Genomic DNA, 23,990 nt, shown 5'->3' on the forward strand with positions numbered 1-23,990 from the left:
ACTGTCATAGGTAAGAGCTTAGATCAGGTGATTGCCCTTTGTTTATGAGGGTGTTGTAATCCATGTCGTTGTTGCATTTGTAAGGGCAACACCACAGCCTGCAGGCAGGCGCTGAAGATACCAAAGGGTAGTTCAGATTACACGGTCACCTGGAAAGGGGGCCCATTTTACTTTTTATCGCCACTGGCGGTGCAAAGTTCACAAAGTTGTCTTACGACGGTTGTAAGGTAAAACTTATCGATTTGATAATGGAAACGCATTAGCCGAATCGGCAAAAATTGGTTACCTTACATCTCATCGAAAACACGGAGGAAGTATAGATGTCCTTGATTAACACCAAAATTAAACCTTTTAAAAACCAGGCATTCAAAAACGGCGAATTCATCGAAATCACCGAAAAAGATACCGAAGGCCGCTGGAGCGTCTTCTTCTTCTACCCGGCTGACTTTACTTTCGTATGCCCGACCGAACTGGGTGACGTTGCTGACCACTACGAAGAACTGCAGAAACTGGGCGTAGATGTATACGCAGTATCTACCGATACTCACTTCACCCACAAAGCATGGCACAGCAGCTCTGAAACTATCGCTAAAATCAAATATGCGATGATCGGCGACCCGACTGGCGCCCTGACCCGTAACTTCGACAACATGCGTGAAGATGAAGGTCTGGCTGACCGTGCAACCTTCGTTGTTGACCCGCAGGGTATCATCCAGGCAATCGAAGTTACCGCTGAAGGCATTGGCCGTGACGCGTCTGACCTGCTGCGTAAAATCAAAGCAGCACAGTACGTAGCTTCTCACCCAGGTGAAGTTTGCCCGGCTAAATGGAAAGAAGGTGAAGCAACTCTGGCTCCGTCTCTGGACCTGGTTGGTAAAATCTAAATTTCCTTTGTCTTTCGCGCTACCAACTCCGGCGCGAAATAGTTCGGAAATTCACCTAATTAATCGGGTGCTGCGGCACCCGATTTTCTTCCCCGCACCATGATGCAAGCTGCATCCAGGTAGCCGCAGAGGCCGCTTGCATGATGATGTTTAAAGCCCAGGAGATAAACATGCTCGACACAAATATGAAAACTCAACTCAAGGCTTACCTTGAGAAATTGACCAAGCCTGTTGAGTTAATTGCCACGCTGGATGACAGCGCTAAATCGGCAGAAATCAAGGAACTGTTGGCTGAAATCGCAGAACTGTCAGACAAAGTCACCTTTAAAGAAGATAACAGCTTGCCGGTGCGTAAGCCGTCTTTCCTGATCACTAACCCAGGTTCCAACCAGGGGCCACGTTTTGCAGGTTCCCCGATGGGCCACGAGTTCACCTCGCTGGTACTGGCGTTGTTGTGGACCGGTGGTCATCCGTCAAAAGAAGCGCAGTCTTTGCTGGAGCAGATTCGCCATATTGACGGTGATTTTGAATTCGAAACCTATTACTCGCTCTCTTGCCATAACTGCCCGGACGTGGTGCAGGCGCTGAACCTGATGAGCGTACTGAACCCGCGCATCAAGCATACGGCAATTGACGGCGGCACCTTCCAGAACGAAATCACCGATCGCAACGTGATGGGCGTTCCGGCAGTGTTCGTAAACGGGAAAGAGTTTGGTCAGGGCCGCATGACTATTTCCGAAATCGTCGCCAAAATTGATACTGGCGCGGAAAAACGTGCGGCAGAAGAGCTGAACAAGCGTGATGCTTATGACGTATTAATCGTTGGTTCCGGCCCGGCGGGTGCAGCGGCAGCAATTTACTCCGCACGTAAAGGCATCCGTACCGGTTTGATGGGTGAACGTTTTGGTGGTCAGATCCTCGATACCGTTGATATCGAAAACTACATTTCTGTACCGAAGACCGAAGGCCAAAAACTGGCAGGTGCACTGAAAGTTCATGTTGATGAATACGACGTTGATGTGATCGACAGCCAGAGCGCCAGCAAACTGATTCCGGCAGCGGTTGAAGGTGGCCTGCATCAGATTGAAACAGCTTCTGGCGCGGTACTGAAAGCACGCAGCATTATAGTGGCGACCGGTGCAAAATGGCGCAACATGAATGTTCCGGGAGAAGATCAGTATCGTACCAAAGGCGTGACCTACTGCCCGCACTGCGACGGCCCGCTGTTTAAAGGCAAACGCGTAGCGGTTATCGGCGGTGGTAACTCCGGCGTGGAAGCGGCAATCGACCTGGCGGGTATCGTTGAACACGTAACTCTGCTGGAATTTGCGCCAGAAATGAAAGCCGACCAGGTTCTGCAGGACAAACTGCGCAGCCTGAAAAACGTCGACATTATTCTGAATGCGCAAACCACGGAAGTGAAAGGCGACGGCAGCAAAGTTGTTGGTCTGGAATATCGCGATCGTGTCAGCGGCGATATTCACAACATCAAACTGGCCGGTATTTTTGTCCAGATTGGTCTGCTGCCGAACACCAACTGGCTCGAAGGCGCAGTCGAACGTAACCGCATGGGCGAGATTATCATTGATGCGAAATGCGAAACCAACGTCAAAGGCGTGTTCGCAGCGGGTGACTGTACGACGGTTCCGTACAAGCAGATCATCATCGCCACTGGCGAAGGTGCCAAAGCCTCTCTGAGTGCTTTTGACTACCTGATTCGCACCAAAACAGCATAAGAAGAAGTAAGATTCACCTGCAATTGCTTAGCCGCCGGGGTCAAACCTGGCGGCTTTTTTATTGCAATAAAAAGCCCCGCCGGGATGGCTCCGGGCAGGGCGGTATAAATATTTTTGTCTGTTAGCGAACGACCAGTACAGGCAGATTAGCGTGGCGGATAACGCTTGAGGCGTTAGAACCTAACAGATGGGTCGAAATCGATGGGTTGCGCGAACCGATAACGACAACATCAGCCCCCAGTTCTTCTGCCAACTCATTGACTTCATCCCGCACGCTACCAAAACGGACATGTTGTTTAATGCGGGAAGGATCGATGGTGAAGTGGCTGACCATCGTTTGCAAACGTTCTTCTGCTTCATGTTGCAGATGCTCTTCAAAACGACGTACATCAGCGGCAAAACGGTGCAGGCTCAGGCTGGCTGACCCCGGTAGTACGTGAAGTAGATGAATAACTCCATCATCCTGGGCGAGGAATTCAGCGTGGCGAACAGCTTTGTCGCTCAATTCCATTTCAAATACATCCACTGGCATAATGATTGTTTTGTACATAAGCATTCTCTCCTTGTTTTTGCATGTATACATAACAGCACATTATTGATTATGAATCTATGATTTGCGAGGCTGATTCGATCTGAATTTGCGATTGATCTGGAAAATAAATAAAACCAGGTACTACCAGCGTTGTTCAAGGTATAGCACTGCAGCAACAATAATAGCTGCTATGAATATATAAAACGCAGTGATACTGAGAGCTTCGCTCATATGGGGTTCCGCAGATGAATAACCAGTTCAGATTAGAATGCTGTGCTTAAGAGCAAAATGATAAATCTGGTTGATATTTGAGCGGAAAGAGGATGCGAGTGCATCCTCTGGGCAAAGCGAGTTGTCGCTTGTGCAGATGGGATTAAAGCAGGTAGTCGCCAGCAGCTTCTGGCTGGTATTCGAGTTCCAGCACTTCAAGGTGGGTTGCAACGCCGCCCGGAAGTTCCCAGTGAATGGAATCGCCAACGCGCAGCCCCAGCAGTGCGGCACCTACCGGAGCCATAACGGAAAGCTGAGTATTGCTATCGGTCATTTTTGCCGGATACACCAGCGTGCGCACACGCACTTCGCCATCGCTAAGATTGCGGAATTTAACCCGGCTGTTCATTGTCACCACGTCGTGTGGCATCTCTTCTGGCGAACACATTTGGGCGCGATCCAACTCTGCGTTTAACGCGTCGGCGATTGGCAAACCAGAATAGGCAGGTTGCTCCAGCAGAATATCGATGCGTTCGGCATCCAGGTCGTTAATGATGATAGTTGGTCTGGACATTTTTACTCCATGTCGTCGGTACTGCGAGTGTCGCAGATAAACATACCCAAAAGAAAACCCTCACCGTCAGGCGGCGAGGGTTTAACTCACATGATGATACTGACTGTTGCTCACTCTTTGAAGTGATTTGCGTCACATTCAGGGAATTCCTCAATGCAGCGCATTATGTATAAATCTTAATCGTCATAGTTTATGGAAGACGAATTAGCGTCTTTTGTAAATCAGAGGATTAATAACCTGCTTTATCAATCACAAAGGTTTTGCCACAGTTGCCTGGGTGTGGTTGTGGCAAGAATGAGTTTGCAGAAAGCGGAGCGTTGATGGCGTCAGCTTTGATCGAGATCTGAATTTCAGTCAAATACGCAGGGTTACCCTGGCACGTTAGCTTAACGGCTTTCACGTTCTCTTTTCCCCAGCTTTTGGCAAAGGCGGCATCAAAATCACGGCGGTTCACTGTTTTACCATAGTTATCCGCAAGAAATTTTCCGGTTTCGCTCTCTTTAATTTCTTGATTCAGACGTACCATCGTGCCGAAGTAAGCGTCCGGATCAAAACCAAAGCAGACGCCGTGTTTGGCATATTCGTAACGTTCCAGGCAGGAACGACCGCCAGCTCCCGGCATGACTTCATTTAGTTTAGCTGCCGTTTCCAGCGATAACCCAGTTTCCGGCGATGAACACATCCGGCTGGCGCGTGCTTCTGGCAGATTCGGGATTGGGCGAGTAGCGCAACCGAAGCGCATCCAGCGGCGTTCATCAACACCACGGGCAGCAACCGATTTAGGCAATCCTGGCCATAGACCATGTACGGTCAGAAAATCAGCTTTGTTGGTCGTTTCGGTTTGCAGGCGACATTCATCTCGTTCGTTACGATTTCGATCGTGTTGACTCTGGCAAAATCCGGTTTGCCAGGAGAGGGCCAGGACATAGCGATCAAAATCGCCATACTGTTTTGCCTGCAACGCCACGGCGTTGGCAGAAGAGAAGGGAAGCAGAGAAACCGCGAGCAACGCGGCGTTACGCCAGAATGCTTTCATAATGGGTGTGGAACTCATACATACACTGAATACTATCTATTAAATCATAAAAAAGCCCGCCAGGTGGGCTTACCTGGCGGGCGTGATGATTTATTCAGCGTTTGGCGAACGTATTAGTTCCACATGGCGAGAATCGGCCAGCCAACCAACAGCAACATAGAGATGTAAATCACCCCGAAGATTGCACCAAGTCGCCAGTAATCTTTTGATTTCACATAGCCGCAGCCGTAAATAATCACCCCAGGACCGGTTGCATACGGCGTCAGACAGCCCATGATACCGATAGACAGCACCAGCAGGATACACAGTTGTTCCATTGGTACGCCCGGAATACCTTTACCGACGGCCAGAATAACCGGCAGCATGGTTGCGGTGTGCGCAGACAGGCTGGCAAACAGGTAGTGCGCAAAGTAGAACACCAGAACCAGTACAATCACCGTTGCGTTTGGTGAGAATCCTTCCAGGTGCGTACTCATGGTACCGGCGAACCAGTCAATAAAGCCAGAACGAGTCAGGCCATTAGCCATCACAACCAAAGTTGCCAGGTTGACCAGCGTGTTCCATGCGCTGTTATAGCGGGTAATGTCTTTCCACGGCACAACGTGCAGGGCCAGCATTAGCGAAACTGCCAGCAGACCTACCGCAGTAGCATTAATGACTTCACTGCCAAATACCCACAAACCTAAGCTGAGCAATACAAGGCCAATCAGCGTCCACTCTCTGCGTGTCAGCGCACCCATGGTTTTTAGTTCATCACCCGCCCAGGTTGCTACTTCTTCACTGTGTGTGATTTCCGGTTTGTAAAGCACGTAGGAAAGCCACGGCGCAATGATAAGTAAGATAACGCCAACCGGCAGGAAGCAGAGGAACCACTGCAACCAGCTAATCTGGATGCCGGCAATTTTGCTGACGAACTCCAGACCCAGCACGTTTGGTGCCGCACCGGTGACAAACATGGACGAACTCAGACTGGTACTAATGACCATCATCCACATCAAATAGCCGCCAATACGACGCGCGGACGGATCGTTCGGGAATGATTTAAACAGCGGCGGCAGGTTTTTAATGACCGGAAAAACCGTACCCCCGGTACGCGCGGTGTTGGACGGTGTAAACGGTGCCAGCAGAATGTCGATAATGACTATCGCATAACCTAACGTCAGCGTGCGTTTGCCCATGAATTTCACCAGGAAAAGGGCAATGCGACGACCTAACCCGGAAACTTCATACCCTAATGCAAAAATAAATGCGCCAAATACCAGCCATACCGTGGTGCTGGAAAAACCAGCCAGACCCCATTTCAGCGCCTGTTTTTGCGCATTAAACGCTGGGTCAGCTAATTCTTTGGCATCAAAGAGAAGGTAATTACTGCCAATAACGCAAATAGTAACCGCAATAAAACTGATCGCTGTTGCCGGAATTGGCTCGAGGATCATGCCGACAATCATTGCCACAAACACAGCGAAGTAATGCCATGCCTGCGGTGGCATACCGTCGGGGACAGGGATAAGAAACATGACGCCCATCACCACCAGTGGGGCCAATAGTTTCCATATATTATCTTTTGCTAAAGACATACGGGTTCTCCGAAAATTAATATTTCCAAATTTATCAAGTGCTTAAATAATTAAATCTGTGCTAAAAACCAGGTAAGGATCAGCAGGTCGGCACTGCCGCCTGGACTGAGATTTCGTTCGATACACTCCCTGTCGAACTGCCGGAGATAATCGAGATCGGCGGGGGTTCGGATGCCCCCTTTTTGCAATAATGTTTGCGCCTTGCGCTGTAGCCAGCGCAGGCCTCCCTCGCCACCGCGCGATGCAACGTTGGTATCGCCGTTGATCGCCATCAGTAGGAGTAAGGTATCGAGCAATGCCAGTTCAGGATCTAACCCCTGATCCAGCAGAGTGAGGTAATGCGGCAGGGCGTGGTTGATCACCAGTGGGTAACCTGCTTCGGCTTCGCCGCGCGCGCCGGTAAGGCCAAGTTGCTGGTACAACCGTTGACCTGCCGTCAGTTGTGAATTATTGGTACGCAGTTCGCGATCGGTCAGGCCACGGCAGAAACTTGCCGCCGTCGCACAAATGGTTATTGGCGTTACCGACTGGTTGAGTTGAAGCAAACGGCCAATTGCCGCACACAGTAGCCCTAAAGAAAAAATGCTGCCTTTATGCGTGTTTACGCCCGCAGTGGCGCGGAACATATCACCTTCGCAAGCCATACCAATTGGGCGTAATCCGTGGAGTACCGCTTCTGGTGCCATTTCAGCACTACAGGCACCAAATTCAATGAAACGGGGTAACCAGCCCTGAATCGCCAGCGCGCTGCGGTGAAAATCTTCCAGCGCCATATCTTTGTGCGCCCCGCAGTTAATCCGATCCACGAGGCCTGGTTTCGGTGACAGATTGACTTCAGTCAGCATGGCGCGCCAGCCCAGCAGGGCGTACTCATCGATTAATGACGTCGCAAGCTTTGTGGTTTTAGTTGACGTTGCAGGCATCGACATCGTTCAGCAGCGCCTCCATGCGGTTGAGTAAATCGGTCAGTTGATGGGTTTTTCCACGCGCGCAAACAGCTGCGCTTTGCTCGCACAACAGGCAGCGGCGAGGCGGCAGTGAATAGTCGCGGCGGGAGAGAATTTCGCCTTCGGGTGTCAGGACATCGATATCCCATAACCGCCCGAGAGGATGACTATGTTCAAGCTCAATGGTGGCGAGCTTGAGGTCGCGAGCCGGGGCGGCAATGCTCAACATGCCCTCCGGCCCGCTGGCGGAAACCAGTGCAGCCTGCTCCTGAATTTGCCAGCCCTGTTTTGCGGCTAAGGCACGCAAGGCTGTCACGCCATGATTAAAAATTCGGCGTGTGACCTCGCTGTCTTTAATCGGCCCAGGCGCAACCACGGTAAAGGAGACCAGTGGAACAGGATGGCGCTTGAGCCAGACGTGTTGCCGTGCTTGCCTTTCATCCCGGCTGACGAGCAGCTCGGGAATTGACACCGCATGGTGGCTGGCGAGTTCAGGAAGCAGGTGCATGGCTTATTCCTTCACCTGATGCACAACATCGATCACCGAGCCATCGCGGTAACGCACAACGGCAACGACGCGGTCGGTGAATTCAATCGGCTGTGGTTCACCGGTCAGCAGACGCGCACGTTCACGCAGCCACTCAATAGAAACCACTTTGATCCCCGCTTCCTGCAGACGTTCTGCCAGTTCCGGACGTGCCGGGTTAACTGCGATACCGTGGTCTGTGACCAGAATATCGACACTGGAGCCCGGGGTGATGCAGGTCAGCACGTTATCCACCAGAGTCGGAATACGACCGCGTACCAGCGGTGCGACGATGATGGAAAGTGCAGAGGCAATCGCGGTATCGCAGTGACCACCGGAAGCGCCACGCAGTACGCCGTCAGAGCCGGTCAGCACGTTAACGTTGAACTGGGTGTCAATTTCCAGCGCGCTCAGTACCACCACGTCGAGACGATCAACCGATGCACCTTTTGAACCCCAGTTAGCGTACTGGTTGGCGCTGATTTCGATGTGATTGGGGTTACGGGCCAGCGATTGTGCAGCGTGGCTGTCAAAGCTCTGTACATCCAGCAGTTTGCGGATCAGACCTTTTTCGTGCAGATCAACCATCGTTGCGGTAATACCGCCAAGGGCGAAGTCGGCGCGAATATCGCGGCTACGCATTTTGTCTTCCAGGAAACGGGTTACCGCCAGCGATGCGCCGCCGGTGCCGGTCTGCATGGAGAAACCTTCTTTAAAGTAGCCTGAGTTGACAATCACATCCGCAGCGCTACGGGCAATAAGCAGTTCGCGCGGGTTAGTGGTCATACGGGTAGCACCAGCGCCGATTTTTGCAGCATCGCCAACGCGATCGACTTTGACGATCAGATCAACCTGATCTTGCTCAATGCTTGCCGGATTATGCGGATAAGGCAGCAGTTCTTCGGTAAGCATCACGACCTGTTTTGCGTTGTCGGCATCAACCATTGCATAGCCGAGGGAGCCGCAGCAGGCTTTACCGGTGTAGCCGTTGGCATTACCGAATTCATCACAGGACGGGACGCCGAGGAAAGCCACATCGATATTCAGTTCGCCGCTCTGTACCAGATGCACACGTCCGCCGTGAGAGTGGATTTGCACCGGTTCCGCCAGCAGACCACGGGAGATTTCTTCCGCCAGTGGACCGCGCAGGCCAGAGGTATAAATGCGGGTAACCACGCCCTGGCGAATGTGTTCTACCAGCGGCGCATGGCAATCACTCAGGGAGCTGGAGGCCAGAGTCAGGTTTTTAAAGCCCATCTTCGCGATGACGTCCATCACCATATTGACGGTCAGGTCACCGCCACGGAAAGCGTGATGGAAGGAAACCGTCATGCCGTCCTGTAAACCAGAGCGACGAATCGCTTCTTCCAGGTTGGCGCACAGTTTGCGATCGCGCGCTTTTTCAGCCTGGTAGGTTTGCTTTGGCGAGTTCTGGAAAGCGGCAAGATCGCATTCAGCGCGACGATTCCAGGCCGCTACCCGTTCTTGTCGTTGAGATTGTTCAATTTTCTGCGTCATTTTGATTGCCTTATTCTTCGCGGATGCCGGAAAGTTCTGCGCGGGAGAGCACCAGACGGGCGCGATCGATAACCGGACCGTCCACCATCTTGCCGTTCAGGGAAACCACGCCGAGGCCTTCGCGAGCGGCGGCTTCAGCGGCTTCTACGACGCGGCGGGCGTGATCCACTTCTTTCTGGGTCGGTGCGTAGAGGTTGTGCAGCAGATCAATCTGACGCGGGTTGATCAGCGATTTGCCGTCAAAGCCCAGCTGTTTGATGTGGGCGGCTTCTTGCAGGAATCCGGCTTCGTTGTTTGCGTCAGAATAGACGGTATCGAACGCCTGAATACCCGCAGATCGCGCGGCCTGCAAAATGGAGCAGCGAGCGAACAGCAGTTCAGTTCCTTCCGGGGAGCGTTCTGTACGCAGGTTGCGCACATAGTCTTCTGCACCGAGGGCGATACCGATCAAACGCTCGGAAGCGTGAGCGATTTCCACTGCGCGGGTAATGCCCAGCGGAGATTCAATCGCCGCCAGCAAGCCGGTACTGCCGGGTTCACGACCACAGGCTTTTTCGATACGCAGGATCTCTTTTTCGATATCCAGAACATCCTGAGCGGTATCGGTTTTCGGCAGACGCACAACGTCCGCACCACCGCGAACGACGGCTTCCAGGTCGTTGACACCCCATTCGGAATCCAGCGCGTTTACACGCACAATGGTTTCAATATCGCGATACAGCGGATGTTGCAGCGCGTGGTAAACCATGCGGCGGGCGGTGTCTTTTTCACGCAATGCTACGGAGTCTTCGAGGTCAAACATCAGGGCATCAGCCGGGTAGATGAATGAGTTGCTGACCATCGCGGCATTGGCACCAGGCACAAACAACATGCTGCGGCGGGTGCGAGTTTTACGTTGTTGCAGCGAAGCGGAAATCATTGGCAATCCTCCCATGGCAGAGCCGGGATACCGCTGGCGCGTGCCAGCAGGGCTTCCAGTCGTGCACGTAAAATGCAGTCCAGTGCGCCTTTGTCATCGACATTCAGCTGTACGCCGCGCACGTTGTAGCGGGCGAGAACGTCCAGAATGGTGGTGCGAATGGCATCACCAAACTGTTTTTCAACGCTGCTGTTGATTTGCAGGTCGATATCCTGCGTATCGAGTGGGGCGATGCGTATCATCACATCCCCAGACTCAAGGGTGCCTGCAACGGCGGGCTGGTTTATTTTCATTTTTCACCTGTTTCTCATGCGGGGGTCTTTTGACGAGCTGCCGCGTCCTGGCGGGAGTGCTCAAGCAGGTTCTGCAAATAATGCAGCGTGACTGCAGGGACCAGCGGCGCGATAGCCGTGAGATCGTTTTTCGCCAGCAGTTGACGTACCCGGGAAGCGGATATCGGCATCTCCTGGTAACGCAGCCGCTCAATTTCAACCAGTTCGATGGGCGGTGCGGAGATAGTCGGCGTTTCCAGCCAGTAGCGCATATCCTGGTTGTACTGGGCGGTAACGCGACAAAAGGGTTCAGTACCGACAAAGCGGTGAGTTACACCCAGCGCGGGAGCGAGGTACTGACGGAAAATCTTCAGATCAATTTCGGTGTAACAATGGTTAATGACGCTCTGTTCTTTAATGAAGTAGCAAGGGAACGTAGCGCGGGAGATGATGTATTCGGAGCCGCGATGCACAGTCAGGCGTGGAATATCGGCGGTGCCTTTTAACACCAGATCCAGCCGGTCTTCATAGGGAAAGCGTGAAGAATCTTCTTTAACTAAAAACAGATGCAACCAGTCGCACTGTGCTGCAGCCTGTTGAATCAGATAACGGTGACCATTCGTAAAGGGATTGGCGTTCATCACAATGCAGCCAATCTTGTTCCCTGGATGACGAAATTTTTTCAGCGATTCGGCATAGCGTTTCAGTCGCGTGGCGCTGTTTTCCATCAGCACCATCACGCCGGGTACACTGGTCAGCGTGGAAAAACCGCACTGGCGGAACAGCGCCTCGTATTCGGTTTTGGTATAAATAAACAGATGCGTGCTGTGCCGCTCATAGGCGAGGTTTATCAATTCAGTGGCTAATGTCAGCGCCAGTCCTTCACCGCGAACGGATTCACTGATAGCAACGCATTTAATAATATTTCCGGCAATTCCACCGCACGCGATAAGCTTTTCATCGCGGGTTACGGTAATAAATACTTCGACTGTGGTGTCAACGCTCAAATCATTTTCATGCAGGAATTGGACGATTTCCGCCATTTTTTTATTTTCTGAACGTTTTACACGGGTGAAAATATCATTGCCGAACATAATAAATAGTATCCTGAAGGTGCATGTTGTTATCGATTTGCAACGAATGTTGTTCGATGTTGCAAACTGATAACCTTTTATTTTCACTTGGGAGAAAGGGGGGCGATCGAGGTATATCTTTTTCTCCTTTCGCTATACATCCTAAGGAGTATTGCAGCGTGAAATTTTGATTTATTTCACATAGAGTTAGTGGTTTTTTATTTATTTAATGGTTTTAAGTTTTTTAATTAATGTAATTACGAAATGACCCGCAGGTTTAAGTGATTTAATTGATTTAATGAATAAAATTTGCCACGATTATATTTAATATCTATGTATTTTGATTCAACATTTTAATTACATCCGTCAAAAAGGCTCGGGACAACCCGCAAGGAAAACAATGTTGCAGCTTAACGAGAATAAACAGTTTGCATTTTTCCAAAGACTGGCATTTCCGCTGCGTATCTTTTTGCTGATTCTGGTGTTCTCAATATTTGTCATTGCAGCCCTGGCGCAATATTTTACGGCCAGTTTTGAGGACTATTTAACGCTTCATGTGCGCGACATGGCAATGAATCAGGCAAAAATTATTGCTTCTAATGACAGTATCATCAGCGCAGTGAAAACGCGTGACTACAAGAGGCTGGCGACCATCGCTAACAAATTACAAAGAGATACTGATTTCGATTATGTCGTGATTGGTGACCGGCACTCGATTCGTCTTTACCATCCTAATCCGGAGAAAATTGGTTATCCTATGCAATTCACCAAACCGGGCGCGCTGGAGAAAGGGGAGAGCTACTTTATCACCGGGAAAGGGTCAATTGGCATGGCGATGCGTGCCAAAACGCCAATCTTTGATGACGATGGAAAAGTCATCGGCGTGGTGTCGATTGGCTACCTGGTGAGTAAAATCGATAGCTGGCGGGCTGAGTTTTTATTACCGATGGCTGGCGTGTTTGTCGTGCTGTTAGGGATTCTGATGTTGCTGTCGTGGTTCCTGGCCGCGCATATCCGTCGGCAAATGATGGGCATGGAGCCAAAGCAAATCGCACGCGTGGTCCGTCAGCAAGAGGCGCTGTTTAGTTCGGTTTATGAAGGGCTGATTGCGGTGGATCCGCACGGTTACATTACCGCCATCAATCGTAACGCAAGAAAGATGCTGGGGCTGAGTTCCCCCGGACGGCAATGGTTGGGTAAACCCATTGCTGAAGTGGTCAGGCCCGCCGATTTCTTTACCGAACAGATTGATGAAAAACGTCAGGATGTGGTGGCGAACTTTAACGGTCTGAGCGTTATTGCCAACCGGGAAGCTATTCGTTCTGGTGATGATTTGCTGGGGGCCATTATCAGCTTTCGTAGTAAAGACGAAATATCCACCCTCAATGCACAACTGACGCAAATTAAACAATACGTCGAGAGCCTGCGCACATTGCGACACGAGCATCTCAATTGGATGTCGACGCTCAATGGTCTGTTGCAGATGAAAGAGTATGATCGCGTGTTGGCGATGGTGCAGGGGGAGTCTCAGGCCCAGCAACAGCTCATTGATAGCCTGCGCGAGGCGTTTGCCGATCGCCAGGTGGCGGGGCTGCTTTTTGGTAAAGTGCAGCGCGCCCGCGAACTGGGGCTAAAAATGGTCATCGTCCCCGGAAGTCAGCTTTCGCAACTGCCGCCAGGACTGGACAGCACCGAGTTTGCAGCCATTGTTGGCAATTTACTTGATAACGCCTTCGAAGCCAGCCTGCGTAGCGATGAAGGAAACAAGATCGTTGAATTATTCCTCAGCGATGAAGGCGATGATGTGGTGATTGAAGTCGCCGATCAGGGCTGCGGCGTTCCAGAGTCTCTACGAGACAAAATATTTGAGCAGGGTGTCAGTACGCGTGCTGACGAGCCCGGCGAACATGGCATTGGGTTGTACTTGATTGCCAGCTACGTAACGCGCTGCGGTGGTGTTATCACTCTCGAAGATAATGATCCCTGCGGTACCTTATTTTCAATCTATATTCCGAAAGTGAAACCTAATGACAGCTCCATTAACCCTATTGATCGTTGAGGACGAAACGCCGCTGGCAGAGATGCATGCGGAATATATTCGTCACATTCCCGGATTCAGTCAGATATTACTGGCGGGAAACCTGGCGCAGGCCCGAATGATGATCGAGCGTTTTAAGCCGGGGCTAATCTTGCTCGATAACTATCTTCCTGACGGTAGAGGGATTAATTTACTGCATGAACTGGTGCAGGCGCATTATCCCGGCGACGTGGTGTTTACCACTGCAGCCAGTGATATGGAAACGGTGTCTGAAGCCGTACGTTGTGGTGTATTTGATTATCTCATTAAGCCAATTGCCTATGAACGGCTGGGGCAAACGCTAACCCGTTTCCGCCAGCGTAAACATATGCTGGAAAGTATTGATAGCGCCAGCCAGAAGCAAATCGATGAGATGTTTAATGCCTATGCTCGCGGTGAACCCAAAGACGAACTGCCGACCGGCATTGACCCCTTGACGCTAAACGCGGTGCGAAAACTGTTTAAAGAGCCTGGTGTGCAACATACGGCAGAAACGGTGGCGCAGGCACTGACTATCAGCCGCACCACTGCCAGACGTTATCTTGAATATTGCGCCAGCCGCCATCTGATTATTGCTGAAATTGTTCACGGCAAAGTTGGCAGACCGCAACGCATATACCACAGTGGGTGACATGATAAAGCCGGAGGAAGCTTGCCTCCGGCATGACTATTTACTTGCCTGTGACCGCGGCTGCCGTTCCTGGCACCATCAGCTCTGTAGCAACGATAACAATCACCAGCCCAACAAGCACCGGCACCGAGGTGCGTTTTACGACTTCAAATGGTGAGATTTTCGCCATCCCGGCAACCGCAACGACTACGCCAGAAACGGGTGACAGGGTACGACCGAGGTTTGACGCCTGCAGCATTGGGATAGTCAAATACGCCGGGTTAATGCCGGAAGAGTGCGCCAGTTTCGGGATCATCTCAACAAACGCATAAAACGGCGCATTGCCTGAACCGGTCGTGACTGCCGCCAGCATTGTCAGGATCACCAATACCAGCATCAGGATGATACTCGCCGAACCAAACGAAGTGGCGATAGAAATCAGACTTTGAATAAAGCCGATGGTGCTAAGCCCCTGAGCGAATACCCCAGCGGCAACCAGCAGCATCACCACGTTAGCAAACGCATCTGCCATCCCGCGATAAGCCACTTCCAGGCCCGAGAACACTTTCTGGGTATTAAAGCTGCGGATGAACTCCAGAATGGAGGCAATCAGCATACAAATCACCAGAATAGTGATGATGTGTAATTGCGGCCCCCATTTGCCGTCAAAAATCAGCACTCCGATGATCGGCGTGAACGGCAAAATGGCATAAAACGCAGGAGCAGTGGTGGTGATTTCGCTGACATCTAACATTTCATGAGAGATGTGCTCTTTTTTATCCAGATAACGTTGCCAGAAGAAGTGGGCGATCGCCATGCCGATAATTGCAGCAATTGAGATAGGCAGCGTCGTTTTGAAGGCGAAATCAATCAGCGACATTTCGGAAGCCTGCGCCGCCAGCACCACATCCCCTGAAGTCGGTGCGAGAATAATCGCCGCCGGGGAGGCACAAATAGCAGCAGCTGCACCACGGCTGATACCAACGTTCACCATCACCGGAAACAGGGTTGCCATCAGCAAAACACCCAGACCGGTTGCGGAAGAGACGGCCAGAGACATCAGACAGGCGACAAAATAGGCGGCAATCATCAACAGGTAAGGGGAGTTAATATACTGCAATGGTTTTGACGCCAGCTTGACCACCATATCATTCGCGCCGATATGGGTCATGTAAGCGGCAAAGCCACACAGCATCATAATCATCATGCCGAGGTCGCCGCCGCGGCTCATTAGCAATATTTTAACGTATTCAACGATATCCGTGGCGCTGTAGCCTGTTGAAGCCTGGCTGGACGGTAACACTTTGTGCCCCATAATGGCACTAATAATCAGCAATAACAGGCCACCGACAAATAACACGCCAGTGGCGGAATACCCTTTAATGATGTAGCGAGCTACACCCACAATAACCACAACCCCAATAAGGAGTTCAATGAATGTCAGCATAATTTTTCCTGTCTCCAGGCCCCAAAGTAAATAATAAAAAATTCCTAAAACTTAAGGAAAAAATATGCCCAATAAATTGGCGGTGAATGCTGATTAAAATCAAGAAAAACTGCCATTAAGACATTGAAGTTGCTGTTTTTATACATAGATAACAAAACGCATATTTAGCGGTTGGCAATTATCACATAATAATGTGTGTAAATTGATGGTGGATTGATGCAAATTTGTTAATTGCAATGGTGTTAGCCGCGGGCGTGCGCTCAAAAAATAATCTACCATGAGCATAGGTTGACGATATATAATATATTCTTCGTTAAGAAGTTTTTTGTATCTTATTAAAAAATAAAGTAATTTTTTCTTGATTGTATTTTGTCATCAAAAAAGACTTGGTTTTTCTTTTATGACTATTCCCATCGCAGAAAACGACGCATCATCTTTAATAGATGCGCGGAAATATTTATCTTGAACAAGCGGAAATAAATAGAACAGCTATTCAGATTATTCTTCATGTTGGGTCTATTAAGGTTATGTTAATTGTAGTTTTGCTATGCTAATAGTAGATTTTTGATAAATGTTTTATGGTCACAAATGAACGTGAGTAAATATGTCTCTATATTTTCCTTTGTTTTTATTCAGTTAATCAGCGTTGGTAAAGTTTTAGCTAACGCAGATGAGTGGATGACAACGTTTGGAGAAAATATTACACAAACCTGGCAACAGCCTGAACATTATGATTTATATATTCCTGCCATCACCTGGCATGCTCGTTTCGCTTACGACAAAGAAAAAACCGATCGCTATAACGAGCGACCGTGGGGTGGCGGTTTTGGTCAGTCGCGTTGGGATGAAAAAGGAAACTGGCATGGCCTGTATGCCATGGCATTTAAGGACTCGTGGAACAAATGGGAACCGATTGCCGGATACGGATGGGAAAGTACCTGGCGACCGCTGGCGGATGAAAATTTTCATTTAGGACTGGGATTCACCGCTGGCGTAACGGCACGCGATAACTGGAATTACATCCCTCTCCCGGTTCTACTGCCATTGGCCTCTGTGGGTTATGGTCCAGTGACTTTTCAGATGACCTACATTCCGGGTACCTATAACAATGGCAATGTGTACTTTGCCTGGATGCGCTTTCAGTTTTGAGACAAATGAAATTTTAGTAACTTCTTTAAAATCAATGAGTAAAATAATTAACATCAAAAATAACGCGACTTTTATCACTTTTTAGTAAAGTTGCACTGGACAAAGCGTACCACAATTGGTGTACTGGTAACCGACACAGCATTTGTGTCTATTTTTCATGTAAAGGTAATTTTGATGTCTAAGATTAAAGGTAACGTTAAGTGGTTTAATGAGTCCAAAGGATTCGGTTTCATTACTCCGGAAGACGGCAGCAAAGACGTGTTCGTACACTTCTCTGCAATCCAGACTAATGGTTTTAAAACTCTTGCTGAAGGTCAGCGCGTAGAGTTCGAAATCACTAACGGTGCCAAAGGCCCTTCTGCTGCAAACGTAATCGCTCTGTAAGATACGTCAGCAAGAATTCAAAACCCGCTTAATCAGCGGGTTTTTTTTGGTCTTTAGTTTGCGGTTGAGGCCGAAAACAGCCAGAAAGCCAGTGCGGTCATGGCAAAAGACCCCAGAAGGTTGACGAAAACGTTCAGTAATGCCCAGCCAAAGCGGCCCTCTTGTAACAAAAACACCACTTCTGCCGAAAATGTTGAGAAGGTTGTTAGACCGCCACAAAATCCGGTGGTGATTAATACTTTCCACACTGGATCAATGTTCGTCATCCTGCTAAACCAGGCGAATCCCATTCCTATGATGAATGCCCCAATCAGGTTTGCAGCCAGCGTCCCCAACGGAATCGCCTGATGCAGCGGGTTAAATCGCATACTTAACAGCCATCTCGCCACGCTTCCCGTACCACCGCCAATAAAAACTGCTAAAAGAAGTTGTAACACTGCAAAATCCTGCTATTTGATTTGTATGAGTGATAAGTGTAACGCCGAATAATCGCCGTTGGCGAATTTTACGACTCTGACAGTAGGAGGTGGCAATGCTGGTTGCCGCAGGACAGTTTGCTGTTACATCTGTGTGGGAAAAGAACGCTGAGATTTGTGCCTCGTTGATGGCGCAGGCGGCGGAAAACGACGTTTCGCTGTTTGTCCTGCCGGAAGCATTGTTGGCGCGTGATGATCATGATGCAGATCTATCGGTTAAATCAGCACAGCTGCTGGAAGGCGAATTCCTCGGACGTTTACGGCGAGAAAGTAAACGTAACATGATGACGACAATACTGACGATTCATGTTCCTTCAACGCCGGGGCGCGCATGGAATATGCTGGTGGCCATACAAGCGGGAAACATTGTCGCCCGTTATGCCAAACTGCATCTCTATGATGCATTTGCCATTCAGGAGTCACGCCATGTTGATGCAGGTAACGAAATCGCTTCGTTACTGGAGGTCGAAGGGATGAAGGTTGGTCTGATGACCTGTTATGACTTACGCTTTCCAGAGCTGGCGCTGGCACAGGCATTACAGGGAGCTGAAATCCTGGTACTTCCCGCGGCCTGGGTTCGCGGACCGCTCAAAGAGCATCACTGGTCAACGTTGCTTGCCGCTCGTGCGCTGGATACTACCAGTTATATGGTGGCGGCGGGGGAGTGCGGGAACAAAAATATCGGGCAAAGTCGGATTATAGATCCCTTTGGTGTCACCATTGCGGCGGCGGCAGAAATGCCTGCCCTTATTATGGCGGAAGTGACGCCTGAACGAGTGCGTCAGGTGCGCGCGCAACTTCCAGTATTAAACAACCGTCGTTTTGCGCCGCCACAATTATTATGATGTTTTTTTACTCGGTGCTTGATTCACCTTGTTACAGATTGCTATTGTGTGCGCGCGTCGAATGACCGTTAATATTCTCTGGTTTTTAAGGCGCGTTCTGTTGCCGGTTATATGTCAAGAAGGTATCTATGGGTGAGATTAGTATTACCAAACTGCTGGTAGTTGCGGCGCTGGTCGTTCTGCTGTTTGGCACTAAGAAGTTACGTACGCTGGGCGGAGACCTTGGAGCGGCCATTAAAGGGTTCAAGAAGGCGATGAATGATGACGATGCTGCGGCGAAAAAAGGCGCAGACGTTGATCTTCAGGCTGAAAAGCTCTCTCATAAAGAGTGACGTGGCGAGCAGGACGCTCCCTCAATATCTTGTTCGATACAAAAAACCCGCTTCAAACAGCGGGTTTTTTATCAGACAGATGTAAGTAATTATTACAGGATTACTTAACTTCCATCCCTTTCGCCTGCAAATCGGCGTGGTAAGACGAGCGGACAAACGGACCGCATGCAGCATGGGTAAAGCCCATCGCCAGCGCTTCGGCTTTCATTTCGTCGAACTCATCCGGGCTAACGTAACGTTGAACCGGCAGGTGATGGCGGCTTGGCTGCAAATATTGCCCCAGCGTTAGCATCGTCACACCATGACGGCGCAGGTCGCGCATTACCTCAATAATTTCTTCATTGGTTTCACCCAGACCCACCATCAGACCAGACTTGGTCGGGATTTCCGGATGCGCTTCTTTAAAGCGTTCCAGCAGCTTCAGCGACCAGTTGTAATCTGCACCAGGCCGTACCTGACGGTAAATACGCGGTACGTTTTCCAGGTTATGGTTGAACACATCTGGTGGTGTGGCGGTCAGAATATCCAGAGCACGATCCATACGACCGCGGAAATCCGGCACCAGAGTTTCAATTTTGATTTGCGGGCTTTTTTCCCGAATGGCAGTAATGCAATCCGCAAAGTGCTGGGCACCGCCATCGCGCAGGTCATCACGGTCAACGGAGGTGATAACCACATAACGCAGCGCCATATCGGCAATGGTCTGCGCCAGTTTCACTGGTTCATTGGCATCTGGAGCTACCGGGCGACCGTGGGCAACGTCACAGAACGGACAACGGCGGGTACAAATAGCGCCGAGGATCATAAACGTTGCTGTGCCATGGTTGAAGCATTCCGCCAGGTTAGGGCAGGAGGCTTCCTCGCAGACAGAATGCAGGCCATTTTTGCGCATTGCGGCTTTGATGCCCTGGATACGTGTAGAGTCCGCTGGAAGCTTGATTTTCATCCATTCCGGCTTGCGCAGCAGGGCTTCGCGCTCTGTTGCCACGTTTTTAACCGGGATAAGGGCCATCTTATCGGCATCGCGGTATTTAACACCGCGTTCCATCACAATGGGTTTACTCATAGCGTGCGTGTTCCAGTTGCGAATTACGAAGGAAAGCGTTTCAATTCAATAGATTGTTGTAATTATCAACTATTTTTGAATTAACGACTGGCAGTATATCATTGAAACGCGCTTGAAAGCAGCCAAAGCGGTCGCGAAAATGTAAAATTGTTGTTGGATTGTGCCATTTTATCGTGCTGCGCTGTGAACTGGCTGTAACAACGCTTTCTCAAAATGCATTACGGATAACATCTATAACCCCATGCAGGATAGGATCGCGCAGGCTGAATTTGTTGTAGTGGATAGAGAAATCAATTTGCTCCTCATTTAAGGACGGAAAAGGCAGCTTTTCCAGCGGCCAGCAACGGCTAAACAGATTATAAAAACGGCTGGGAATAATCGCTAACATGTCACTGTTGGCAACCAGTGCAGCGATTGTGAGAATGTTGTAGCTGGTAAAACTGATTTGTCGGTCCGGAAACATCTCTTGAACTCTCTGCCGCAAACCGCTGAAATTTTGCCCTTCCGGTAACAGGAGTACATGTGCAGCGTTTTCGATAGTCTCTCTGTCATCTTCTAAGGAGAGTAGCGAATTTCCCTCGCGGCAAATTAACACCATATTGTCGGTGAACAGAACATGATGTTGTACCGTACGATTGGTGCAGAACATGTTATCAATGATGAGATCGGTTTGAAACTGACTGAGTTGGCTTTCCGCGTCGCTGATAGGGGGGTTGCGCAGTAAAAGCTGCGGATAATGAGTTTTAATCGCCCGATAGATGACTGGAAGGACCAGGGCTCCGACCGAGGGGGTGGTCGCGATAGTTATCGTTCGTTGCTTATCATAGGTTCCTTCGATATCCAGCGCGCCGAGAATGGATTCAAGGCCCTGACTGATATACTCATGCAAATGCATTGCAAATGCAGTAGGAGTGACGCCCTGGCCTTTGCGAATAAACAATGGGTCAGGGAATATAACGCGCAGTTTCTGAATAGACTGACTGATTGCTGAGGGTGTCAGATTAAGCACTTTCGCTGCATTAACGATCCCTTTATGCACATACACAGCTTCAAAAATAGTCAGAAGGTTAAGATCAATATTTCGTAAGGTTGTAAATATTTGTGGTTTACCTTCTGACGACTTTCTGCTTAAACAGGTTTCAATTTGATTATTACTATCCACGCACTTACTCCAATTTTATTCATGGAAAAATAATATTTAAAAAAATTACAATAATCTTATGTCTAATTGGAACGGAACGCTTTTGCTCACCATAATCAACTATTTCAATAAGTTAATCAATGGGGTGAGTTACGGAGCAAGGCGTAGCATCGCATTTCTGCAAGTGATAAAGAAAATATACAAACGCGAAGGAGATGTAAAGCATTAGCAGGTATTATGAGTAATGACCCAGTGTAAATTGGGCCATTGATGTATGCAATTAAGCGGTAATATATTCGAAGTCAGGATTGTTTAGTAGCGCTAAAATATTTTCCAGTAAACGTGGTGCAATATTATTAGTCGTCGCTTCGGGTCTCCATTGTGATATTTTAGCCATTTCCATTCCGGCATACCCACAAGGATTAATACGTAAAAATGGTGAAAGATCCATATTGACGTTTAATGCCAGACCGTGGAATGAACAACCGCGTCGAATACGTAAACCCAGTGAGCAAATTTTCTTTTCCCCGACATAGACACCAGGCGCGTCAGCCCGAGGATGTGCTTCTATACCCAGTTCAGCCAGGGTATTCACCACTGTTTGCTCGAGCAAGGTCACCAGTTCACGCACACCGAGTTTACGGCGTTTCAGGTTAAGCAACACATACATCACCTGTTGCCCCGGCCCGTGATAAGTCACCTGCCCACCGCGATCGCTTTGGATCACCGGAATATCGCCCGGCATTAAAATGTGCTCCGCTTTTCCTGCCTGCCCTTGGGTGAATACCGGATAGTGCTCGACCAGCCAGATTTCATCAAGGGTACTTTCATCGCGGGTATCGGTGAATTCATGCATAGCCTGGGAGATTGGCTCGTAAGGCTGAAGACCGAGCTGGCGGACAAGAATTTTATCCTGATACAAAACGGCATCTCCGTGGAGAATGAGTAAAAGTGGGGGAAAAGTATATCACAGCGAGGAGAGGGGAGTTACCCGACCAGGGGCCGGGTAAAGCATACGCGAGTTACAGAACCATGCGGACAATATCGATTTTGCCCAGTTCTTCATACAGTGTTTCAACCTGCTCAATATGAGTGGCGTTGATAGTGATAGATACCGAGTGGTAGTTGCCTTTGCTGCTTGGTTTTACCGTTGGGGTGTAGTCACCTGGCGCATGGCGCTGTACCACTTCAACCACCTGATCAACCAGCTCAGGTAACGCCTGCCCCATAACTTTGTAAGTAAAAGGAGTAGGGAATTCAAGCAGTTCGTTAAGTTTGGTTTTCATGTCAGCTCCGGCGTAACGTAATTAAATAGCAACTCCCGCCAGAAGGCGGGAGTTTTTTACTGATGCTTAGTATATGGGGGCGGAAATCACACTTTCAAGTGTTCGATTTTTAACCAAACCAGTGATGGAACATTAACTTAATGTAATCAATGATTTTGCCGAAGAAGTTGCCTTCCGGGATTTCTTGCAGCACAACCAGCGGGCGTTGTTCGATCGTTTTGCCATCAAGCTGGAAGTTGATAGTACCGACGACCTGATTCTTTTGCAGCGGCGCATGCAATTCACTGCTGTTCAGCACATAGCTGGCTTTCAGATCTTTCATGCGGCCACGCGGAATGGTCAGGTACACGTCTTTATCAACACCTAACGAAGCGCGATCAGAATCACCAAACCAAACCGGTTCAGAGGCGAACTCTTTACCTACTTTCAGTGGGTTAACGGTTTCGAAGAAACGGAAGCCCCAGGTTAGCAGTTTTTTACTTTCGGCTTCACGGCCTTTAAAAGTACGTCCGCCCATCACCGCAGAGATCAAGCGCATCTGGCCTTCAGTCGCAGAAGCAACAAGGTTGTAACCTGCTTTGTCAGTGTGTCCGGTTTTGATGCCGTCGACATTCAGGCTGTTATCCCATAACAGGCCGTTACGGTTCAGCTGGCGAATACCGTTAAACGTAAATTCTTTTTCTTTATAGATCGAGTATTCATTCGGTACGTCACGGATCAACGCCTGGCCGATCAGCGCCATATCTCGCGCGGAGCTGTACTGACCGTCAGCGTCGAGACCGTGCACGGTCTGGAAGTGAGTGTTTTTCAGGCCCAGTGCGTTAACGTAGCTGTTCATCAAGCCAACAAAAGCGTCCTGGCTACCAGCGGCAAAATCGGCCATGGCGACGCAAGCATCGTTACCCGATTGCAGGTTAATACCGCGGATCAGCTGAGAAACCGGAACCTGCATGCCCGGTTTGAGGAACATCAGCGAAGAACCTTTAAATACCGGGTTACCGGTGGCCCATGCGTCGTTGCCGATGGTGACTAAATCAGTTTCTTTAAATTTACCGGCTTTCATTGCCTGGCCGATAACGTAACTGGTCATCATTTTGGTCAGACTGGCAGGATCGCGGCGGACATCTGCGTTCTGTTCGGCGAGCACTTTGCCCGAGTTATAGTCAATCAGGATGTAGGACTCCGCATCGATCTGCGGTACACCCGGGATCATAGTTTTGATATTCAGGTCATCGGCATGTGCAGCAGAGATAAAGGCTGTGCAAAGAGCCGTGGTGAGCGCCAGGCGCTTCATGATACGAGCGGAAAAAATGGTATTCATGGTCTGAACTACGACATCCGTGATGGAATTAAAAAAAGTGCCCTACTATAGC

The 23,990-nt window shown here is 49.6% G+C and carries 26 protein-coding genes; 8 read left to right on the forward strand and 18 right to left on the reverse strand.

The features are described 5' to 3' along the window. The first annotated feature begins 320 nt into the window (after nt 1–320). Both ahpC and ahpF read left to right on the forward strand, forming a co-directional pair. Complete coding sequence (gene ahpC / locus QUE74_RS03740) at nt 321–884, forward strand: alkyl hydroperoxide reductase subunit C (RefSeq protein WP_000052796.1); 564 nt, start codon at nt 321–323, stop codon at nt 882–884. A gap of 170 nt (nt 885–1,054) precedes the next feature. Then, entirely contained in the window at nt 1,055–2,620 is a 1,566-nt protein-coding gene (ahpF, locus tag QUE74_RS03745) for an alkyl hydroperoxide reductase subunit F (RefSeq protein ID WP_001354843.1), read from the forward strand. Between the two features lie 121 nt (nt 2,621–2,741). On the opposite strand, the gene uspG is transcribed toward ahpF, so the two are convergent. The 11 genes from uspG to citC all read right to left on the reverse strand — a co-directional run bounded on the left by uspG (nt 2,742) and on the right by citC (nt 11,825). Beyond that, nucleotides 2,742–3,170, reverse strand: coding sequence for a universal stress protein UspG (uspG, locus tag QUE74_RS03750; protein WP_000278505.1), 429 nt, complete (start codon nt 3,168–3,170; stop codon nt 2,742–2,744). Between the two features lie 123 nt (nt 3,171–3,293). Next, on the reverse strand, nt 3,294–3,383 hold the full coding sequence (yldA, locus tag QUE74_RS29440) for a small membrane protein YldA (RefSeq protein WP_349813939.1): 90 nt from the start codon (nt 3,381–3,383) through the stop codon (nt 3,294–3,296). A gap of 142 nt (nt 3,384–3,525) precedes the next feature. After that, nucleotides 3,526–3,936: a nucleoside diphosphate kinase regulator gene (gene rnk, locus QUE74_RS03755; RefSeq protein ID WP_000089742.1), complete on the reverse strand. Its 411-nt coding sequence runs from the start codon at nt 3,934–3,936 to the stop codon at nt 3,526–3,528. Nucleotides 3,937–4,165: 229 nt separating this feature from the next. Then, complete coding sequence (gene rna, locus QUE74_RS03760; RefSeq protein WP_001354844.1) at nt 4,166–4,972, reverse strand: ribonuclease I; 807 nt, start codon at nt 4,970–4,972, stop codon at nt 4,166–4,168. Between the two features lie 113 nt (nt 4,973–5,085). Beyond that, nucleotides 5,086–6,549: a citrate/succinate antiporter CitT gene (gene citT, locus QUE74_RS03765; RefSeq protein WP_000050323.1), complete on the reverse strand. Its 1,464-nt coding sequence runs from the start codon at nt 6,547–6,549 to the stop codon at nt 5,086–5,088. A 50-nt stretch (nt 6,550–6,599) separates the two neighbouring features. Beyond that, entirely contained in the window at nt 6,600–7,478 is an 879-nt protein-coding gene (gene citG, locus QUE74_RS03770) for a triphosphoribosyl-dephospho-CoA synthase CitG (RefSeq protein ID WP_000062467.1), read from the reverse strand. Next, nucleotides 7,453–8,004: a citrate lyase holo-[acyl-carrier protein] synthase gene (gene citX / locus QUE74_RS03775; protein WP_000550422.1), complete on the reverse strand. Its 552-nt coding sequence runs from the start codon at nt 8,002–8,004 to the stop codon at nt 7,453–7,455. Before citX ends, citG begins: the two co-directional genes overlap by 26 nt. Before the next feature lie 3 nt (nt 8,005–8,007). Continuing rightward, nucleotides 8,008–9,540, reverse strand: a complete 1,533-nt coding sequence (gene citF / locus QUE74_RS03780; RefSeq protein WP_000192245.1) for a citrate lyase subunit alpha — start codon at nt 9,538–9,540, stop codon at nt 8,008–8,010. Between the two features lie 10 nt (nt 9,541–9,550). Continuing rightward, nucleotides 9,551–10,459, reverse strand: coding sequence for a citrate (pro-3S)-lyase subunit beta (citE, locus tag QUE74_RS03785; protein ID WP_000622357.1), 909 nt, complete (start codon nt 10,457–10,459; stop codon nt 9,551–9,553). Next, nucleotides 10,456–10,752: a citrate lyase acyl carrier protein gene (gene citD / locus QUE74_RS03790; RefSeq protein ID WP_000700703.1), complete on the reverse strand. Its 297-nt coding sequence runs from the start codon at nt 10,750–10,752 to the stop codon at nt 10,456–10,458. Before citD ends, citE begins: the two co-directional genes overlap by 4 nt. A 14-nt stretch (nt 10,753–10,766) precedes the next feature. Continuing rightward, nucleotides 10,767–11,825, reverse strand: a complete 1,059-nt coding sequence (citC, locus tag QUE74_RS03795; RefSeq protein ID WP_000467722.1) for a [citrate (pro-3S)-lyase] ligase — start codon at nt 11,823–11,825, stop codon at nt 10,767–10,769. A gap of 379 nt (nt 11,826–12,204) precedes the next feature. Between citC and dpiB the strand changes: the two genes are divergently transcribed. Together dpiB and dpiA are read left to right on the forward strand one after the other, a co-directional pair. After that, the gene (dpiB, locus tag QUE74_RS03800) at nt 12,205–13,863 is read left to right on the forward strand and encodes a sensor histidine kinase DpiB (protein WP_001353363.1); all 1,659 of its coding nucleotides are present in this window, start codon (nt 12,205–12,207) and stop codon (nt 13,861–13,863) included. Then, nucleotides 13,832–14,512, forward strand: a complete 681-nt coding sequence (gene dpiA / locus QUE74_RS03805; RefSeq protein WP_000126500.1) for a two-component response regulator DpiA — start codon at nt 13,832–13,834, stop codon at nt 14,510–14,512. Before dpiB ends, dpiA begins: the two co-directional genes overlap by 32 nt. 40 nt (nt 14,513–14,552) lie before the next feature. On the opposite strand, the gene dcuC is transcribed toward dpiA, so the two are convergent. Then, a complete protein-coding gene (gene dcuC / locus QUE74_RS03810; protein WP_000955057.1) occupies nt 14,553–15,938 on the reverse strand; it encodes an anaerobic C4-dicarboxylate transporter DcuC in 1,386 nt (461 codons plus the stop codon). 588 nt (nt 15,939–16,526) lie between these two features. Between dcuC and pagP the strand changes: the two genes are divergently transcribed. Together pagP and cspE are read left to right on the forward strand one after the other, a co-directional pair. Beyond that, nucleotides 16,527–17,087 carry a lipid IV(A) palmitoyltransferase PagP gene (gene pagP, locus QUE74_RS03815; protein WP_001354845.1) on the forward strand — a complete coding sequence of 187 codons (561 nt, stop codon included), beginning with the start codon at nt 16,527–16,529 and terminating at the stop codon, nt 17,085–17,087. Between the two features lie 174 nt (nt 17,088–17,261). Then, complete coding sequence (gene cspE, locus QUE74_RS03820; RefSeq protein WP_000034825.1) at nt 17,262–17,471, forward strand: transcription antiterminator/RNA stability regulator CspE; 210 nt, start codon at nt 17,262–17,264, stop codon at nt 17,469–17,471. Nucleotides 17,472–17,524: 53 nt separating this feature from the next. On the opposite strand, the gene crcB is transcribed toward cspE, so the two are convergent. Continuing rightward, the gene (gene crcB, locus QUE74_RS03825; RefSeq protein ID WP_000939739.1) at nt 17,525–17,908 is read right to left on the reverse strand and encodes a fluoride efflux transporter CrcB; all 384 of its coding nucleotides are present in this window, start codon (nt 17,906–17,908) and stop codon (nt 17,525–17,527) included. Nucleotides 17,909–18,003: 95 nt separating this feature from the next. Between crcB and QUE74_RS03830 the strand changes: the two genes are divergently transcribed. Both QUE74_RS03830 and tatE read left to right on the forward strand, forming a co-directional pair. After that, complete coding sequence (locus tag QUE74_RS03830; protein ID WP_001354846.1) at nt 18,004–18,792, forward strand: deaminated glutathione amidase; 789 nt, start codon at nt 18,004–18,006, stop codon at nt 18,790–18,792. Nucleotides 18,793–18,920: 128 nt separating this feature from the next. Then, nucleotides 18,921–19,124: a twin-arginine translocase subunit TatE gene (gene tatE / locus QUE74_RS03835; RefSeq protein WP_000503931.1), complete on the forward strand. Its 204-nt coding sequence runs from the start codon at nt 18,921–18,923 to the stop codon at nt 19,122–19,124. Between the two features lie 100 nt (nt 19,125–19,224). On the opposite strand, the gene lipA is transcribed toward tatE, so the two are convergent. The 5 genes from lipA to dacA all read right to left on the reverse strand — a co-directional run bounded on the left by lipA (nt 19,225) and on the right by dacA (nt 23,938). Continuing rightward, nucleotides 19,225–20,190 carry a lipoyl synthase gene (gene lipA / locus QUE74_RS03840; RefSeq protein WP_000042632.1) on the reverse strand — a complete coding sequence of 322 codons (966 nt, stop codon included), beginning with the start codon at nt 20,188–20,190 and terminating at the stop codon, nt 19,225–19,227. 208 nt (nt 20,191–20,398) lie between these two features. Then, entirely contained in the window at nt 20,399–21,352 is a 954-nt protein-coding gene (locus tag QUE74_RS03845) for a YbeF family transcriptional regulator (protein ID WP_000378062.1), read from the reverse strand. 259 nt (nt 21,353–21,611) lie between these two features. Next, entirely contained in the window at nt 21,612–22,253 is a 642-nt protein-coding gene (lipB, locus tag QUE74_RS03850; protein WP_000284042.1) for a lipoyl(octanoyl) transferase LipB, read from the reverse strand. Between the two features lie 100 nt (nt 22,254–22,353). Next, on the reverse strand, nt 22,354–22,617 hold the full coding sequence (gene ybeD, locus QUE74_RS03855; RefSeq protein WP_000850550.1) for a DUF493 family protein YbeD: 264 nt from the start codon (nt 22,615–22,617) through the stop codon (nt 22,354–22,356). A gap of 109 nt (nt 22,618–22,726) precedes the next feature. Then, on the reverse strand, nt 22,727–23,938 hold the full coding sequence (gene dacA / locus QUE74_RS03860; RefSeq protein WP_001092082.1) for a D-alanyl-D-alanine carboxypeptidase DacA: 1,212 nt from the start codon (nt 23,936–23,938) through the stop codon (nt 22,727–22,729). Nucleotides 23,939–23,990: the final 52 nt, after the last annotated feature.

Origin of the sequence: Escherichia sp. 10290, from assembly GCF_030295155.1 — a bacterium.
Lineage (GTDB): Bacteria > Pseudomonadota > Gammaproteobacteria > Enterobacterales > Enterobacteriaceae > Escherichia > Escherichia coli_F.